The sequence below is a fragment of the Rheinheimera metallidurans genome (assembly GCF_036983985.1).
GTDB classification, from domain to species: domain Bacteria; phylum Pseudomonadota; class Gammaproteobacteria; order Enterobacterales; family Alteromonadaceae; genus Alishewanella; species Alishewanella metallidurans.
Genome location: NZ_JALAHQ010000001.1, coordinates 502328 through 518867, shown reverse-complemented (window position 1 = coordinate 518867; position 16540 = coordinate 502328). Strand labels below are relative to the sequence as shown.

The window sequence follows — 16540 nt, the reverse complement described above, 5'->3', positions numbered from 1 at the left end:
ACATGCAACGCTGTTATCTTGGTTTAGGGGCTAATTTAGAGCAACCTATAGCGCAACTGCAACTAGCGGTAGAAGCATTGCGTAATTTACCACTTTGCAGCCTAATCGCTGTGTCTGATTTTTATGGCTCTAAACCTATGGGGCCACAAGATCAGCCCGACTACGTTAATGCTGTTGTCGCTTTAGATACTAAGCTAGAAGCCGAGCAGTTACTTGATGCACTGCAACAAATAGAGCAACTGCAAGGCCGTAAGCGTAAAGCCGAGCGTTGGGGGCCACGCACGCTAGATTTAGATATTTTGCTGTATGGCGACCACATCATTAACACGGCACGTTTAACTGTGCCGCACTATGGTATGCGTAGCCGCGAGTTTGTGTTGTATCCACTGCATGACATTGCACCGCAGCTGGTGTTGCCCGATGGCACAACGCTAACGTCTATACTTGGGCAGCTGCCGCGTAATGGCCTGCAAAAACTTGATAGCAGTTGCAGCTAATCGCACTTTGTGCGATCTTGCGCCTCCTGCGAATTGGTCGGATGAGATATTATGGCTAAAATCACCACTGCCGTATTACAAAAAATGAAACTGCAAGGTGAAAAAATCACCATGCTTACAGCCTACGATGCCAGCTTTGCTAAGCTATTTGCCGAACAAGGTGTAGAAACACTGCTAATAGGTGATTCATTAGGCATGGTACTGCACGGAAAAAATGACACCCTAGCCGTCACTACTAACGATATTGCCTACCATACCCGCGCTGTACGCGCAGGTGCTCCCGACGCCTTTGTTATTGCCGATATGCCGTTTATGAGCTACACCTCGGTAGAGCAAACTATGCAAAGCGTAGTACCGCTAATGCAAGCGGGTGCCAACATGGTAAAGCTTGAAGGTGGTGAGTTTTTATTAGCTACGGTAAAAGCGCTAACCGAACGTGGTGTGCCGGTATGTGGCCATTTAGGCTTAACGCCACAGTCAGTAAATATTTTTGGTGGCTATAAAGTACAAGGTAAAACCGATGCTGCAGCCGCCGCCATGATAGCTCAGGCTAAAGCCTTGCAGGACGCGGGGGCACAGCTACTAGTGCTAGAATGCATTCCAACAGCGTTGGCCAAGCAAATTACCGACGCATTAACTATACCGGTTATTGGTATTGGTGCCGGTAACGTCACCGACGGCCAAGTATTAGTTATGCACGACTTGTTAGGCATCAGCAGCGGCTATATCCCTAAGTTTTCTAAGAACTATCTTGCGCAAACTGGTGAGATAAGAAGTGCAATCAGTGCTTACGTTAGCGAAGTAAAAAACCAAACTTTCCCTGGTAACGAACATAGTTTTTAAAGCCGATGAATATACTTAACTCGATTGACGCACTACGTGCACAAATTAGTATCTGGCGTAGAAATGGTGAAACCATTGCTTTTGTGCCTACCATGGGCAACCTGCATCAAGGACATTTGCGCTTGGTTGAGGTTGCGAAAACTAAAGCTGATAGAGTTATAGTCAGCATCTTTGTTAACCCAATGCAATTTGGTAAAAACGAAGATTTACATAGCTACCCTCGTACCTTAGAAGCCGATTGCCAAGGGTTAAGCGACTATGGCGCCGACGTCGTATTTACACCCACGCCCGAAATGATGTATCCACGTGGCCTAGATGTACAAACCTATGTTGAAGTGCCAATACTGGGCGACTTACACTGTGGCGCCAGCCGTGCTGGGCATTTTCGCGGTGTATCTACCATTGTGTGTAAGTTGTTTAATATTGTGCAGCCAGATGTTGCCTGCTTTGGTTTAAAAGACTATCAGCAACTCGCCATTATTCGTCAGATGGTTATAGATTTGTCGATGCCGATTGATATCGTTGGCGTGCAAACTGAACGTGCCGAAGATGATCTCGCACTAAGCTCACGTAACGGGTATTTAACTGCAGAACAACGGGCTCAGGCACCAGCTCTATTTAAAATACTAAAGCAGTTACGCACACAAATTTTAGCCGGTAACCATAACTACCGCCAATTAGAACAGCAAGCGAAGCAGCAGTTAATTGATGCCGGTTTTACACCAGACTATATCGATATTTCTGCGCAAAGCGACTTAGCGTTAGCCACCAACAAAGAGCAGAAAAAAGTAGTTTTAGCGGCCGCTTGGCTTGGTAATACGCGAATCATAGACAATATAGTAATAGAAGAAGTATAAGTGTACTGATAGAAATGGCAGCCTACGCTGCCATTTCTATATTTAATGCACGCTACTTAGCCCATAAACAACATTACCGCGTAGCCTATTAAGCCTGCCGCAGCAAACATGCCGTATTCTAAACGTTGTTCAAATTGTTTTTCTGCGCCAACAGTTGCCGGCACAAAGAATGCTGAAAACAGAAAGGTTAACCCTGCCAACAAACACAATATCGTTATAGCAAATATCAGCGCAGAGCCTAACATCATCATATCCCACCCCTATCTGAAGTTGTTGTAAATATTAAAACACACCGCGCTGCGGCAAAAAGTGCCTATATTCTAGCATAAAACTGCTACTAAAAAGCTAGCTACCATTACATGCGTTATATTCTGTTACCAAAAATTCCGCTTTTCAGCGACCTATCTCGCACGGTCGTGCCTTATACTACCAACTAAGCTGGCAAGCTATTACAGATTGAGGTTGTAATGTACTATTTTTTTCGTGGCTTAAGTTTGATCCACACCAAAGGTTTAAAACGTTTTGTATTAGTACCGCTAAGCATAAATTTAGTGTTGTTTTCATTTGCCTTTTATTTTTTACTGCAGCAAGTCAACCTGCTGATTAGCGCTATACAGCAATATTTGCCAAGCTGGCTACACTGGCTTGAATATCTGTTGATCCCACTTGGTGTAATGACCTTAGTACTGGGCTTAGCTTATAGCTTTACTATGCTTGCTAACTTTATTGCCGCGCCCTTTAATGGTTTGTTAAGTGAAAAAGTAGCAGCGCATTTAAGCGGTAAAACCGTACCCGACATTGGCATAGCGGGCTTTTTAAAAGATGTGCCGCGTTTGTTGGGCCGCGAGTGGCAAAAATTTATTTATGCCGCACCACGGGCTATTGTACTATTTGTTCTATTTTTATTTTTACCGGTTATTGGTCCAATTTTATGGTTTTTATTTACCAGCTGGTTGCTGGCAATTCAGTATGTTGATTACCCTTACGACAACCATAAAATTAGTTTTAGTACTATGCGACAACAACTGCGCAGCCAACCAAGCACCAGCTTTGCCTTTGGCATTACCGTTAATATTGCCTGCATGGTCCCTTTGTTTAACCTATTTGTTATGCCAATAGCCGTTTGCGGCGCTACAGCAATGTGGGTAGACAAGCTGGCTGCACAAAATGATCCAGCACTTAAAGCGCCAGGAGCCAAAGCCTACAACAAACTAGATAAATATTGCTAAACAGCCGAAAAACATTGCTCTAACCACGGTAAAGCTAGCGTTTCTGGCTCTAGGGTTTCACCCGCATCGATACGCAGCATAGGTGCTAACTCGGTGCCTTGTAGCTCTAGCAGCAAGCTTCTAAACTGCTCGCCGGCGCCACAAAATGTATCGTAACTGCTATCTCCCAGTGCAACCACAGCAAACCGCTTACCGGTTAATAATGGGAAGCGGTTTTGTAACTCCAAATAGAATGGAAACAGGTTATCTGGAATATCGCCATCACCCGTAGTTGAGGTAATAACCAGCCAAATATCGGCATCAAATGCTAATACGTTATCGAGTTTGGCGTCATTATAAAAACTAACCTCGTGGTCAAAACTAGCTAATAACGGCAGTGCCTGTTCAGCAACATATTCGGCAGCACCATAAACAGTACCTACCATTAGGGCGATTTTTGCCATTTATCCTCCGAAAAAAACGTAGTGAATTGTTGTTGGTAATAATCATCATCTATTGGCCAGCCAAACTGGCTAAACACAGGCTCTAGCTCATTGAGGCTGGCATTAAGTATTAATAACTCGCCCGTAACCGGGTGCGGTAACCGTAGCTGTTTCGCAATTAGCATTAAGCGGCGACAATTAAAATGGTCTTTGAACAACGCATTATGCTTGCCATCGCCATGGCTAGTATCGCCAACAATGGGGTAGCGTAAATGGGCTAAATGACGACGCAATTGATGCTTACGTCCGGTTATTGGCTGCAGTGCGACTAACGAATAACGCGCGGCTGGGTATTTACTTACCGCAATAGGTAACTCAACTTGTGCTAGCGGTTGATAACGGGTGATAGCCTCTTGCGCGGCCTTATCATCGCGACTAAATTTGTCAGCAATTTTATCTAATTGTTCTTTGAGCGCATAATTTAGCTCGCCACCTTGCGGCAAAAAACCTCTTACAACAGCAAGGTAATGCTTGCGCCATAATTTTTTCTCTTGCTGCTCGCCGAGGAAGCGCGCTACCTCACTAGATAAGGCAAACAATAGCACGCCGGAAGTCGGTCTATCTAAACGATGCACCGGAAACACATGCTGGCCAATTTGGTTACGCAACGTTTGCATTACAAACACGGTTTCATGCTTATCTAAAAATGAGCGATGCACTAGCATACCGCTAGGCTTATCTACCGCGACAATATGCTCATCTTGATAAATAATCTTAAGCGGTTCGGTTAATGCAAAAGGTACAGCTGAACTCATGTTGCACCACAAAGAGTTTGATCTAGCTTGGCAATAATAGTCAGTAATGGCACCACACGTTTATCTGCAGGGTTAAAGGCTTGCTCTGCTATTGGCGATATACCAATCTTATTCGGTAGAGGATGTTCTGACTCTAGTAGCGCACGCATGCGTGGAATAAACACATGTTGCAACCATTGCTGCAGTGTCATCGTGTCATAACAAAACGGCAGATTGCTGGCCATAGCCTTTGCCGATGGCGGTAACACACTCCAATATTGTAACTGTTTAAGCTCGGTCTCTAGCGCTGCTAGTAACGACTCAACTACATCTGACATAACTACCTCATTTAATGCGCTGTAGTTTACCATAAGCAATAGCCGCAGCCAGCCCTTGTAAATTCATCTAACTAACAGCATGATCAGACATTAGCCTATGGAGAGATGTATGGGTTCAGTATTACTATTGCTGATTATCAGCACAATTTGTTATGCTTTTTGGTTACAGCGCAAGCAAGATGAACGCGCCATTGTGGTCGCAAACCAGTTATGCCAGCAACAGCAATTACAAATGCTAGATTGCGGCCGCTCAGGCCATAGCTTTAAAAAAATTAATGGCCGGCTGCGCTTTATTACTTTTTATCAGGTCGATTTTAGCGGTGATGGTGAAAGCCGCTATCAAGCAGAATTACAACTTAATGGTATGCGATTAGCAGCCTTTAATTTGCCTGCTTATCGCATTAACTAATACCCCGCCTATTTAACGGGGTAGCTTATGTTTTAACTGCCCGGTTAAGAAATCTTTTAACATCACCCAATCGGCGGCTAGGCTATAAAACGGATATTTAAAGGTAGCGGGTTTATTGTGTTCAAATACTAAATGTCCCACCCACGCAAAGCCATAACCCATTAGCGGTAATAGCCACCAATAGCGCCACTGCTGGCTTACTAGCATTAATAGCAATGCCCCCAGTACTAAGCTGCTACCAATGTAGTGTAATGCACGACATATAGGGCTGCGGTGTTCGCTAAGGTAATAAGGATAAAATTCAGCGAAACTATTAAATTTTTGCATACCACTTACCTTGCTATCTCGCCAATAATGGCTGTCTTTGCCGAAACATCAGGGTGCCACTTACGGTATTAAATGCTAAGTCAGTGACCGTTTGATATTTATCATCCGCAAAGAAAGCTTTATATTTTTCTAGCGTAACAAACACGCCAATACCCTCTGATGTTTCGTCTTTATCAACAATAGAGTCAACCGCGTGTACCAGGTAATGCCCCAATCCTAATTGCTGTTGTTTCGGTGCCACGGCAATAAATGCCAACATATGGTAGCGCTCAGCGGGAATTGCTGCATGAATTTTTTGTTCTTTTTCTAGTAATTGCTTGGTAGAAACATAGCCTGCGGTTAGCAACATATTTAAACGCCAATGCCAAAGCCGATTAGAGCCGATACCTGAGTCTGGTGTTATAACACAGGCCACACCATACAATTGCTCACCTTGAAATAGGCCAATAATTGGCTGCTTAGCTTGCCAAAAGGCATTTAGTTCTTCACGAATTGCGGCACGTAAGCGCTGTTCATAGTCTGGCTTTTCTGCGCGAAAAATCTCCATAAACAACGGGTCATCATGATAAGACTGAAACAATAGCGATGCGGCAAGCTTTAGCTCGTCAGCAGTAAGTAATATGGCTTTTAGTCGTTCTAGCTCTACCGTATTTAATTCAGTTAACATAACGATCCCTTGTTCTATTGTCGATATATTATCCACAATAACAGCAAGGTTAGTCGTTGACAAATACAACACCTTACTGCTGTCCCACCACCACTATTCACTGCCGAATTGCTAATCACTTTATAAATATTGATAGGCTTTATCGCCCCAACCTACTAATTTATTTTGTTTAAAAATAAGTGCTGTACATTCATCCTTTGTAGTTTTGCCATCACTTTTTACATGATGGGTACGATAAAACAATACCTGCACCGTCTCACCATCTTTGCTAAACGATTCACTAAAATCAGGGGCGCCCATTAGGTTACGAATATCTTGTAGCGACCTGTCCAGTTCCAACTGATTAACTTGGTCTTGGTTATAACGCTGAGTTTTTTGCCAATTGCTCTCATCATCAAATTCGTGCTTACCACCCACCGCTACTACACACCCTGTTAACGTTATCGCCAAAGTTGCCGCGACTAAAAATTTAGCTAACATAATAATTTTCCTGTTTATTTTAATAAAAACTAAGCCTTTGCGGCTTAATACTATTTGTTAAAATACATACAGCAAAGCGCATGCCAAACATTAATTAATTTGAAAACAGCAACTTATAAAGTTAACTCTACTATTGCTGCGCTAACAATGGTAAATTTCGCTACTTGTTAGTCAATTCGGCAATACTAATGACAGATCCAGTAACATTGCTACAGCAGATAGCCGCGCAACTGCAGTACGAAGGTAAAACACCCAGTTTGGCCTTATTTCGTGCCCGCTTAGCCGGCCGCATTACGCCACAACAATTGTTTAGTGCTTATCAACACTGGCGAGCTAACCCTGTTATTGCCACTGACGTAAACATTGCTGTGCCACAAACTGAAATAACACCTCAAACCTCATCGAGGGAACTAGAGCTAACCTTAGCCAGAATTGAAGCGAAGCTTGATTTATTACTCAGCAAGTTGGACAACTAAATATGTATGTGGCCGAGCTAGAATTTAAAATTATTGCCGATACCAATTTTGCTCAGGCGGAATCAGCCATTCGCCATTATATTGAAAAGCTGATTTTTAACGGCCAAATATTAGGCCGCGAGTTTCCTACTGCCTGGCAGCAAGATCGTTTTTGTAGCCGTATTGTAATCCCCGATGAGCACGCCTTATTAGCTAAGTATCACAGCAAACTAGGTAATACCGCGTTACAGCAGCTTGGCAACGCAGGGCTGGCCTATCCGCAATTGCACGTATTGGGAATGGATTTAATGTCACCTCATACCGATCCCTGCGCTAAAGCCAAAAGTTATATTTTATATACTCGATTTAGCGATACCTGCTCGCCACTGCGCTGCGGCGAACATTTTGCGCCTACAGCCTTGTATCAGTTAAAGACATCGGAGCCAGATCATGAACAGTTGATCCGCTGGCAGCTGCAGTATCAAGCATTAGATGAAATTCAGATGCAGCACACTCGTGTACTAGATAAAACCGCAGAGCGAAGCCTGCAGCAGTTGCATAGCACACTGAATAAGCAAGGTAGAAAGCTGGCAAAGCAACTGGAGCTCACAAACGGCATACCGGTTTTTTATGCGTTGTATAGCGGCACCAGCACTAATTGCTCAGCAGAAGCAGATAAAACCTGCCCTGGATGTGGCGAAAGTTGGCGTTTAGTAAAACCTATGCATGACATTTTTGATTTTAAATGTGATAGCTGTAGGCTGCTGAGCAATATCGCTTGGGATTGTCAAAGCTCATCGTAATGGCACGGCGTTAACTGGGTAAAAAACTCAGCCAAGTTGTCAGCGAGCTTTTCTGACACATCTTGGCCAACATGTTCAACGAACACTTCACCGCTGCTATTTAGTACAGAGAGTAAAACAGCGTCATCTTCTGTGGTGGCAAAGAATACGGTTTCACGCTGTTTTAACCGCCGTTTCATCATAATGTGACCGATAATATTTTCTTGCAGCCGCTTCAAATCATCGTTATTCCACACCATTAGCAAGGCTAACTTACCACGCTGATGTTCAGCCGCTAAGCCAGCACCATAGTGCTGGCTATAGAAGGTTTTAATATCATCATGCAGTGTAAGCTCAAGCGCCTGTTCAACATTAGTGAAATCGGCGCTCGGTTGCTGTAATACTGGCTGCCACGCTACATTGTTATCGATAATATCGCCGTGCTGACATGGCGAAGGGCTTGCCGTATCAACCCAAGTTGTTAGCACGCTTTGTTGCTGTTGATGCCACTGCAACGCTTGATGAATAAACTGAGAGTAATTGCTTGCCAGACTCACGCGACCTTCCGTCATACTTTATGATAAACTAGCGTCATTGTATCGTTAACCTTGCAGTGATAACAGTAACCGACATGAGTCAAAGCCAATCCGATATTCTTGCTGGGCTAAGCTTAGGTAAAGTAACCGCCTATGCTGATAAATATGATGCCAGTTTATTACAAGCGGTACCGCGTAGTTTAGGCCGCGACGATATAGGCATAAACACGACTGTTCTGCCTTTTATTGGTCAGGATATTTGGCACGGTTATGAGCTATCTTGGCTTAATGCCAAAGGTAAACCCATGGTGGCTTTAGCGACCTTTGTGGTGCCGTATGACTCAGAAAACTTAATTGAGTCTAAATCGTTTAAGTTATACCTAAATAGCTTTAACCAAAGCAGATTTACTGATTTAAGTAAGGTTTATAAGCATTTACATACAGATTTATCAGCTTGTGCCGGCAAACCGGTAAAAGTAAGCCTACATAATGTTAATGAAATTATGGCGTTTCAACCAACCTGGATCCCTGGGCGTTGTATCGACGAGCTGGATATTGAAGTTAATCAATACCAATATGACGCAAGTTTGTTGCAGGTACAGCCGGATGCAGATGTTGTAGACGAACGTGTACACTCGCATTTATTAAAATCAAACTGCTTAATTACTTCTCAGCCTGATTGGGCAAGTGTGTATATCCACTATCGTGGTAAAGCCATCGATCATGAAGCCTTGCTACGTTACTTGATCAGCTTTCGTGGCCACAATGAATTTCACGAACAATGCGTTGAGCGTATATTTAGTGATATTTGGACGCGTTGCCAACCAAGCTTTTTGGCCGTTTACGCGCGTTATACTAGGCGTGGAGGTTTAGATATTAACCCATGGCGTGCTAGCGCACCTTATACTCCTCCGGCGATTCGTTTAAGCCGCCAGTAATCTAGATAATTCGCATTATTATACAATGCTAACCCGGTAGGCGTTTTGCCTACCGTAACGTGTTTGCCAGCTCGGTTTTAACAAAAACTTCATTTCTAGACAATCAGATATCGCATTTATAGCGATAGTCGATATACTTATGTTTAAACAACTATTTAATAAACAGCAGGCAGGTGATGCCCTTGCAAGATGACACGAAAAAACAACTAAGCAACGCCCTTAAAGCACGTAAAGTGCTTGAAGACACTTACGAAGCACAGTTTAAAATACTGGCGCAGTTTGTTGCCCGACTGTCATTAGCGTGTAAAGGTGTCGATGTTGAGCTAGATAACCGTTTGGCTAAATTACGCACTGAGCTAAATCGCGGTACTGACTTAGAAAAACTACTGCCATTTATAGAAGGCACCAGTGAAACCTTAAAGCAGTTTGAAGCTAAGCACCAAACTGATGTGCAAAAAGTGCAGCAGGGCTTAACTGATGCTGGTAAATTACTGCAAAAACAAAAAGGCTTACCTGATCAGTTACGCCGTGATTTACGCGACTTATTAACTAAGGTGGAAACGCCATCAGCGACAGTTCACGCCTTCTTACCACATATAAATAATCTGACCGAGCTGTATCAGCAGGCTTTACAGGCGAAGCAACAACTCACTGGTGACAACGCAGACGATGATCGCTATAGCCATACTTGCCGCAAAATAAGCATTGAGCTAACCAACTTACTTAGTGAGCTGGCGTTTGCCGATGACTGCGCCACTGAAATGGATAAAATTCGGGTTAGCTTACTTGGCAACCTAACCATTGATGTGTTGCTAGAAGCTTGCCTTAAAACCATTAGCATTATCATTACCAGCATTAACCAAGAGCGGCAGTCAGCGGAGCATTTTTTACTAAAACTAAATGACGCACTCTCTAGTGTGCAACAAGCCGTTGTTTCATCGCTAAACACCTCTTCTGAACTACAAGAAAAAATGCTGGTGCTAAACCAGCAAATAGAGCAGCAAATTACCCATTTAGGTGCAGCTAGCCAACGTGCGACCTCGTTAGAACAATTAAAAGCCTTAGTAAGTGACAAATTGTCGGCTATTGCTAATTCAATGCGCGCAAAAGATAAGCTAGAGCAACAAGATAGACAAAGCTTGCTTAGCACACTGGACAGCATGGAAGCACGGTTAAATGAGCTAGAAGCCGATGCGCTAACCTTTAAAAAACGTATTTCTGATCAAAACTTCCGTAGTTTGCAAGATGCGCTAACCGGTATAGCAAACCGCGCCGCCTTTGACGAGCGCTACCAGTTAGAAATTAAACGGGCTCAGCGCTATAACAAGCCATTGTGTGTGGCATTAGCCGACATTGACCACTTTAAAAGCATTAACGATAACTATGGCCACAGCGCAGGCGATAAAACCTTACAGGTTATCGCCAAGGCATTAAAACTGCATTTGCGTGAAACCGATTTTATTGCCCGCTACGGCGGCGAAGAATTTATTATTCTATTCCCGGAAAGTGAGCTTAGCGAAGTAGAAGCGCCGTTAAATATGCTTCGTGAAAAAATTCGTAAAATTCCGTTTAAATTTAAAAATGTTAGTGTCCCTATTACTATTTCATTTGGTGCGACCCAATTTAGCAGTAACGATACTAGCCGCAGTGCTTTTGACCGCGCCGATGAAGCTTTATATGAAGCGAAAAAATCCGGCCGAGACAAAGTAATACTTAAACCCGCTAAGTAACAGCGGGTGTTGTTAATACATTAAGGAGCACATATGCATGTGCAGCTAAACCCACTAGGGTCAATGGACTTATTATCACAATTAGAAGTCGACCATTTAAAACAAAATACCCAGCGCGAAGCATTTAAATTATTTCGTAATTGCTGCCTAGCGGTACTTAACGTTGGCAGCCATACCGACAGCTCAGCAGAAATTTATGAGCAGTACCAAGACTTTGCGGTTAATTTAATAAGCCGAGAGCGCGGCATTAAAATTGAGTTATTTAATCCGCCAGCAAGTGCCTTTGTTGACGGCGAGATTATTAAAGGTATACATGAACACCTATTTGCCGTTTTGCGCGACATTCTGTTTTATCACAACCGCTTGCAAAGCGACAAAAGCTGGTTAGATTTAAACAACGGTGCCCATATTACCCATACGGTATTTGATATTTTACGCAATGCCCGAGTTATCGACGCCAGCAATGAACCTAATATGATCGTGTGCTGGGGTGGCCACTCCATCAGCGAAGCAGAATATAAATATACCAAAGAAGTGGGCTACGAACTTGGCCTACGCGGCATGGATATTTGTACTGGCTGCGGCCCAGGCGCCATGAAAGGTCCAATGAAAGGCGCGACCATTGGCCATAATAAACAACGCCGCAGCACTGGCCGCTATCTCGGCTTAACCGAACCTGGCATTATTGCTGCTGAACCGCCAAACCCTATTGTTAATGAGCTCGTTATTTTACCGGATATTGAAAAACGGCTTGAAGCCTTTATTCGTGTAGCACACGGCATTATTATCTTTCCTGGTGGCGCAGGTACTGCAGAAGAGCTGCTATATCTGTTAGGCATTATGTTGCACAAAGACAACCGCCAACAAGCACTGCCCATCATTTTAACTGGCCCTAAACAAAGCGAAGCCTACTTTAATGATATCTCTAACTTTATTGAAAATACTTTAGGTAAAGAAGCATTAAGCCTATTTGAAATTATTATTGATAACCCACCAGAAGTAGCGCGCAAACTGAAACAGGGCACAATTGCGGTGCGACACTACCGTAAATCGGTAGGCGATGCTTATCATTTTAACTGGACGCTGAAAATTGAAGCCGGATTTCAGCAACCTTTTATCCCAAATCATCAGAATATGGCCGCACTCGACTTGCACTTGGATCAAGACAGCGCAACACTGGCTGCTAATCTGCGGCGCGCATTTTCGGGTATTGTCGCCGGCAATGTAAAAGATGACGGCATTAAAGCTATTCGTCAGCAAGGGCCATTTCAAATAAGCGGTGAACCTAAGTTAATGCAAATGATGGATAACTTATTACAAGCTTTTGTTAATCAAGGCAGAATGAAACTACCCGGTAGTAAATATGAACCTTGCTATAAGGTTGTACGTTAAATGGTACACCTGCTACTTATTGATGCGCTTAACTTAATCCGGCGGTTATATGCGGTTCAAGAGCGGCCGTATTTACCATTGCAAGATGACGTAGCAGAAAGCACTAAAATACAAATTGTGCATAATACCGAAAATATGTTGCGCCAAGCCCTAACGCGGCTACAACACGACCTAAAACCCAGCCATGCACTATTGGTGTTTGATGGTCGTGGCAGCCAGTGGCGTAAGGCGCTATATCCTGACTATAAAGCTAACCGCAAACCGATGTCAGCGATATTGGCTGATGCTCTTGTGGGTTTAAAGCATTGCGCCAGTACTATCGGCATTAATAGCGTAGAACAAGACGAATATGAAGCCGATGATATTATTGCCTCTGTCGCGACTAAACTGGCACAACATGGGCAGCAAGTAACTATAGTGTCTACCGACAAAGGTTTTTTACCGCTACTTGCTGACAATATTCATATTTATGACCCGTTTTTACGCCAATTTCATGACGAAGACAGTGTGCAGCAAAAGTTTGGCGTTAGCACAGCACAACTGGTGCGTTATTGGAGTTTAGTCGGCGATAGTACTAACCATATTCCTGGTGTAAACGGTATTGGCCCCAAAGGTGCTCACGATTTACTGGCATTAGGTGCAACCTTAACCGACGCTTTAGAACACCCTGATTGCCATAGAAAACTACGTGAAAAAATTTTACAACACAAAGAGCAAATCAAAATTTTTATGCAGCTTTTAACCTTAAGAACCGATGTACAACTTGGGCTGAACCTGCAAGAAATGCGTATTAACCCGCAGGCTCATTAGATATGCAATGGCTAACCGCTTTAACTCATACTCAACTTCGGTTTGGCAAATTTAGCGGCATTATGTTCGGTTTAGTTGTATACGTATTGCTTACTGCGGCGGTGTTGTTGTGGTATCAAGATGATGTTGAGCAAATGAATTGGGCCGATCGTGAAGTGTTTAACCATAAAATAATTAGTAAATATCAGCTTAATGACACTGTTTTACAGCAGCAAGTATTAGCGCGGTTAGGCGCTCCGGATATTACCTTTGCCCAACAACAAGGCAAGGTGCTATATCAGGTACTTTATTATCGTACCCATCGCAGTAAAGCTGACGGTATTACCACTGCCGATGAATGCACCGCATTATTATTTAAAAATCGTCGCTTAATTGCGATTGGTGATGCTGCAACTTCGCAGTATCAGGCAGCGACCACCAGTGCAAAACCATAACGTCGACTGGTTGCGCTATCAACGTTTGCTGCAACAAAGTACCGCTCATATCGCTAAGCTTGCCGACACAACCAACCTGCTGAAATTAAGCCAACAACTCACAACGCTGCGCTTAAGCCTCGTTGATAACAGCCTAAGCTTGCTAAAGGAGCATGCTGACCTACCGCCTAGCGTAGAGAAAATTGAGCTAACATTACTGTTATGCCAGCATTATCAATGGCCTAAGCCAATTTGGCGATTACTATTACAGGCTGCTTTTTGTAGTATCTTGGTGCGGGCTATGCCACAACAGCAACAATGGCCGAATTTATTGCCTTTTCCTGCCTTAGCGGCTGCGCGCTTGCTACAATTAGATGGTCAAAACACCTCGTTATTAACCGTACTAGCCGGCTGCTACCCAAGCGAGCGTAAACAAGCAAGTTGGCTGCAAAACCCGTTAAGTTTGGTGCTTACCCAGGCAGAATACTTAAGCGATAATCGCAAAGGATCAGAACCGTTGCTGCAACGCATAGGTATACGTATCGCACTAAGTAACAGTGAGTATGAATTGCGTTTGCTGCAGCATATTTTATGCTATTTAACCTTACCAGCCGCGTTAGATAATGCAGTAACTGATGATCATCTAACAGACAATACAGACTTAATTAGTAACGCCAAAATTTATCAGCTATTTGCTGCCGATAATAAAGATATTGAACATTATCTGCGTCAGTCTGCGGCTCTTGGTACAACAGTATTAGCAAGAGCAAGCCAGTTAAACCGGCTTAAGACTCAAGTTGTTGATTTACATTTAGCGCTAAATTTACTTGGCCGAACCCAATTACCACATATTTTGACCGAAGCGGAGCTACACGCCAATCTAATGCAATTACACCAGCCTAACCAGCTGATACTACAACAGTTTAGCGCTATTGTGGCGTATGCACTTAGTGTGCTCTTGCCAGCTAAACAACACAGCATTGCCTACTGGCAAGCTTTATCATTGTGCATTAGCGCGCCACTATGGCTGGACAATACAAGTTATGCATCGGCCTTGCTCGTGCGCACTAAAACCGATTTTCGTATACGTATATCCGATAACCACTACCAAAAGCCAGACACACAGCAACTGGTTTTTGGCTTACTACGACAGTACAACCTTAGTGAATGGCAGCCGGCAGCACAGCACTGGCTACAAGCAGAAAAAACGCTTCCTAATAGCCAACAAAGCTTAGCGCTGCAGCTGGCTTGGTATAGCGGTATAGCCGTGCTCACTAATCAAATACCGCAACAATTGCCACCGCTAATAAGCCGTGCACAACAAAGCCAGCTACTTAGCCATAATTTATCAAACTGGTTAATGCAGTTAGCTAGCCATTGTCAATGTTATTGTCCGCTACAACTTAGCTTATAGCGTTACTACACCATTTATCTTACTTATACAGAGTATAATCGTTACTGCTGTGGCAACAGTGCCGTAAACTGGCGTGAATAGCCGAAAAATGCTATATTCTGCGCCGTTTATGGCCCGTTCTGGGCCTTCTGTATCTATGTAGTACGACAGCTAAGGATCCCCATGAGCAAGCAAATTATTACTGTCATTAAAGGCGATGGCATTGGCCCAAGCATCGTTGAAGCCGCCATTCAGGTACTAGACAAAGTTGGCTGTGAATTTGAATATGAATATGTTGACGCGGGTTTAACTGCACTAGAAAAAACCGGCGAATTACTACCACAAGCCACATTAGATGCTATTGCGCGTAATAAGATCACGCTAAAAGGTCCACTAACGACGCCAGTAGGTGATGGTTTTACATCGATTAATGTCACGTTACGGAAAAAATTTAATCTGTATTCCAATGTGCGCCCAGTCATTTCGTTTAAGGGCACTAAAGCTCGCTACGAGAATATTGACATTATTACGATCCGAGAAAATACCGAAGGTATGTACTCTGGCCATGGTCAGGTGGTGTCTGCTGATGGCATGGTAGCGGAAGCCACCAGCATTATTACCCGCGAGGGCGCAGAGCGTATTGCGGTATTTGCTTTTGAAACAGCACGCCGTGAAAAACGTAAAAAAGTAACCATAGTACACAAAGCCAATATCTTAAAATCAACGTCGGGTTTATTCTTAAAAACCGCGCGTGAAGTGGCAACCCGTTATCCCGACATTGAAACCCAAGAAATGATTGTCGATAACGCCTGTATGCAACTAGTGATGAACCCGCAGCAATTTGACGTTATTGTCACGACTAACTTATTCGGTGATATTTTATCTGACTTATGTGCTGGTTTAGTTGGCGGTTTAGGTATGGCGCCGGGTGCAAACATTGGTACTGACTGCGCAGTTTTTGAAGCGGTACACGGCAGTGCTCCCGATATTGCTGGCAAGAACTTAGCTAACCCAAGCTCAGTTATTTTAGCTTCTATTCAAATGTTAGAATATTTAGGCCAGCAAGATAAGGCAGAGAAAATTCGCGCAGCACTGGCTGATGTTATTGCCACTGGCGATCGCACTACTCGCGATCTAGGCGGCAGCTTTGGCACTACAGACTTTACCGCCGCAGTATTAGAGCGCTTATAAGCATTGGTTTTGTTATAATAGCCATCATTGTATGGCT

General features: G+C 43.6%; 22 protein-coding genes. 14 read left to right on the top strand and 8 right to left on the bottom strand.

Going from position 1 to position 16540, the window contains the following annotated elements:
* Positions 1-2: 2 nt before the first annotated feature.
* The 3 genes from folK to panC are packed head-to-tail and all read left to right on the top strand — an operon-like array spanning position 3 to position 2197.
* Entirely contained in the window at positions 3-497 is a 495-nt protein-coding gene (gene folK, locus MN199_RS02475; RefSeq protein ID WP_132581996.1) for a 2-amino-4-hydroxy-6-hydroxymethyldihydropteridine diphosphokinase, read from the top strand.
* Positions 498-548: 51 nt separating this feature from the next.
* Positions 549-1340: a 3-methyl-2-oxobutanoate hydroxymethyltransferase gene (gene panB / locus MN199_RS02470; protein ID WP_335738304.1), complete on the top strand. Its 792-nt coding sequence runs from the start codon at positions 549-551 to the stop codon at positions 1338-1340.
* A 5-nt stretch (positions 1341-1345) separates the two neighbouring features.
* A complete protein-coding gene (panC, locus tag MN199_RS02465; RefSeq protein WP_132581992.1) occupies positions 1346-2197 on the top strand; it encodes a pantoate--beta-alanine ligase in 852 nt (283 codons plus the stop codon).
* A gap of 56 nt (positions 2198-2253) precedes the next feature.
* On the opposite strand, the gene MN199_RS02460 is transcribed toward panC, so the two are convergent.
* Complete coding sequence (locus MN199_RS02460) at positions 2254-2448, bottom strand: hypothetical protein (protein WP_132581990.1); 195 nt, start codon at positions 2446-2448, stop codon at positions 2254-2256.
* A 216-nt stretch (positions 2449-2664) separates the two neighbouring features.
* Here MN199_RS02460 and cysZ point away from each other — a divergent pair, with 216 nt between their 5' ends.
* Positions 2665-3426 carry a sulfate transporter CysZ gene (gene cysZ, locus MN199_RS02455; RefSeq protein WP_132581988.1) on the top strand — a complete coding sequence of 254 codons (762 nt, stop codon included), beginning with the start codon at positions 2665-2667 and terminating at the stop codon, positions 3424-3426.
* On the opposite strand, the gene MN199_RS02450 is transcribed toward cysZ, so the two are convergent.
* The 3 genes from MN199_RS02450 to MN199_RS02440 are packed head-to-tail and all read right to left on the bottom strand — an operon-like array spanning position 3423 to position 4980.
* Entirely contained in the window at positions 3423-3869 is a 447-nt protein-coding gene (locus tag MN199_RS02450) for a flavodoxin (protein ID WP_132581987.1), read from the bottom strand. The two genes, cysZ and MN199_RS02450, sit on opposite strands and share 4 nt — an antisense overlap.
* Positions 3851-4663 (bottom strand): tRNA pseudouridine(65) synthase TruC, encoded by an 813-nt coding sequence (gene truC, locus MN199_RS02445; protein ID WP_335738303.1) that lies wholly within the window; start codon positions 4661-4663, stop codon positions 3851-3853. Before truC ends, MN199_RS02450 begins: the two co-directional genes overlap by 19 nt.
* Complete coding sequence (locus MN199_RS02440; protein WP_132581986.1) at positions 4660-4980, bottom strand: YqcC family protein; 321 nt, start codon at positions 4978-4980, stop codon at positions 4660-4662. Before MN199_RS02440 ends, truC begins: the two co-directional genes overlap by 4 nt.
* A 109-nt stretch (positions 4981-5089) precedes the next feature.
* On the opposite strand from MN199_RS02440, the gene MN199_RS02435 reads away from it, so the two are divergent.
* The gene (locus MN199_RS02435; RefSeq protein WP_132581984.1) at positions 5090-5389 is read left to right on the top strand and encodes a DUF3301 domain-containing protein; all 300 of its coding nucleotides are present in this window, start codon (positions 5090-5092) and stop codon (positions 5387-5389) included.
* 12 nt (positions 5390-5401) lie between these two features.
* On the opposite strand, the gene MN199_RS02430 is transcribed toward MN199_RS02435, so the two are convergent.
* From MN199_RS02430 to MN199_RS02420, 3 genes are all read right to left on the bottom strand, one after another.
* Positions 5402-5716 (bottom strand): Mpo1-like protein, encoded by a 315-nt coding sequence (locus tag MN199_RS02430; RefSeq protein ID WP_335738302.1) that lies wholly within the window; start codon positions 5714-5716, stop codon positions 5402-5404.
* A 13-nt stretch (positions 5717-5729) separates the two neighbouring features.
* Positions 5730-6383, bottom strand: coding sequence for a GNAT family N-acetyltransferase (locus MN199_RS02425; RefSeq protein ID WP_132581980.1), 654 nt, complete (start codon positions 6381-6383; stop codon positions 5730-5732).
* Positions 6384-6503: 120 nt separating this feature from the next.
* The gene (locus tag MN199_RS02420; protein WP_132581978.1) at positions 6504-6863 is read right to left on the bottom strand and encodes a DUF3192 domain-containing protein; all 360 of its coding nucleotides are present in this window, start codon (positions 6861-6863) and stop codon (positions 6504-6506) included.
* Positions 6864-7051: 188 nt separating this feature from the next.
* On the opposite strand from MN199_RS02420, the gene MN199_RS02415 reads away from it, so the two are divergent.
* A complete protein-coding gene (locus tag MN199_RS02415) occupies positions 7052-7339 on the top strand; it encodes a hypothetical protein (protein WP_132581976.1) in 288 nt (95 codons plus the stop codon).
* 2 nt (positions 7340-7341) lie between these two features.
* On the top strand, positions 7342-8121 hold the full coding sequence (locus MN199_RS02410; RefSeq protein ID WP_335738301.1) for a Zn-ribbon-containing protein: 780 nt from the start codon (positions 7342-7344) through the stop codon (positions 8119-8121).
* Here the strand turns inward: MN199_RS02410 and syd are convergent.
* Positions 8106-8657 carry a SecY-interacting protein gene (gene syd / locus MN199_RS02405; protein ID WP_335738300.1) on the bottom strand — a complete coding sequence of 184 codons (552 nt, stop codon included), beginning with the start codon at positions 8655-8657 and terminating at the stop codon, positions 8106-8108. The genes MN199_RS02410 and syd overlap by 16 nt on opposite strands.
* A 74-nt stretch (positions 8658-8731) precedes the next feature.
* Here syd and queF point away from each other — a divergent pair, with 74 nt between their 5' ends.
* The 7 genes from queF to MN199_RS02370 all read left to right on the top strand — a co-directional run bounded on the left by queF (position 8732) and on the right by MN199_RS02370 (position 16503).
* Positions 8732-9574 carry an NADPH-dependent 7-cyano-7-deazaguanine reductase QueF gene (gene queF, locus MN199_RS02400; protein ID WP_335738299.1) on the top strand — a complete coding sequence of 281 codons (843 nt, stop codon included), beginning with the start codon at positions 8732-8734 and terminating at the stop codon, positions 9572-9574.
* Between the two features lie 176 nt (positions 9575-9750).
* Entirely contained in the window at positions 9751-11304 is a 1554-nt protein-coding gene (locus MN199_RS02395) for a GGDEF domain-containing protein (protein ID WP_165907369.1), read from the top strand.
* A gap of 33 nt (positions 11305-11337) precedes the next feature.
* A complete protein-coding gene (gene ppnN, locus MN199_RS02390) occupies positions 11338-12696 on the top strand; it encodes a nucleotide 5'-monophosphate nucleosidase PpnN (protein WP_335738298.1) in 1359 nt (452 codons plus the stop codon).
* A complete protein-coding gene (gene xni, locus MN199_RS02385; RefSeq protein ID WP_335738297.1) occupies positions 12697-13506 on the top strand; it encodes a flap endonuclease Xni in 810 nt (269 codons plus the stop codon). It begins immediately after the preceding gene.
* 2 nt (positions 13507-13508) lie between these two features.
* Positions 13509-13940 carry a DUF3192 domain-containing protein gene (locus MN199_RS02380; protein WP_335738296.1) on the top strand — a complete coding sequence of 144 codons (432 nt, stop codon included), beginning with the start codon at positions 13509-13511 and terminating at the stop codon, positions 13938-13940.
* Positions 13927-15333: a hypothetical protein gene (locus MN199_RS02375; protein ID WP_335738295.1), complete on the top strand. Its 1407-nt coding sequence runs from the start codon at positions 13927-13929 to the stop codon at positions 15331-15333. Before MN199_RS02380 ends, MN199_RS02375 begins: the two co-directional genes overlap by 14 nt.
* A 162-nt stretch (positions 15334-15495) precedes the next feature.
* Positions 15496-16503, top strand: coding sequence for an isocitrate dehydrogenase (locus tag MN199_RS02370; protein WP_132581958.1), 1008 nt, complete (start codon positions 15496-15498; stop codon positions 16501-16503).
* Positions 16504-16540 lie beyond the last annotated feature (37 nt).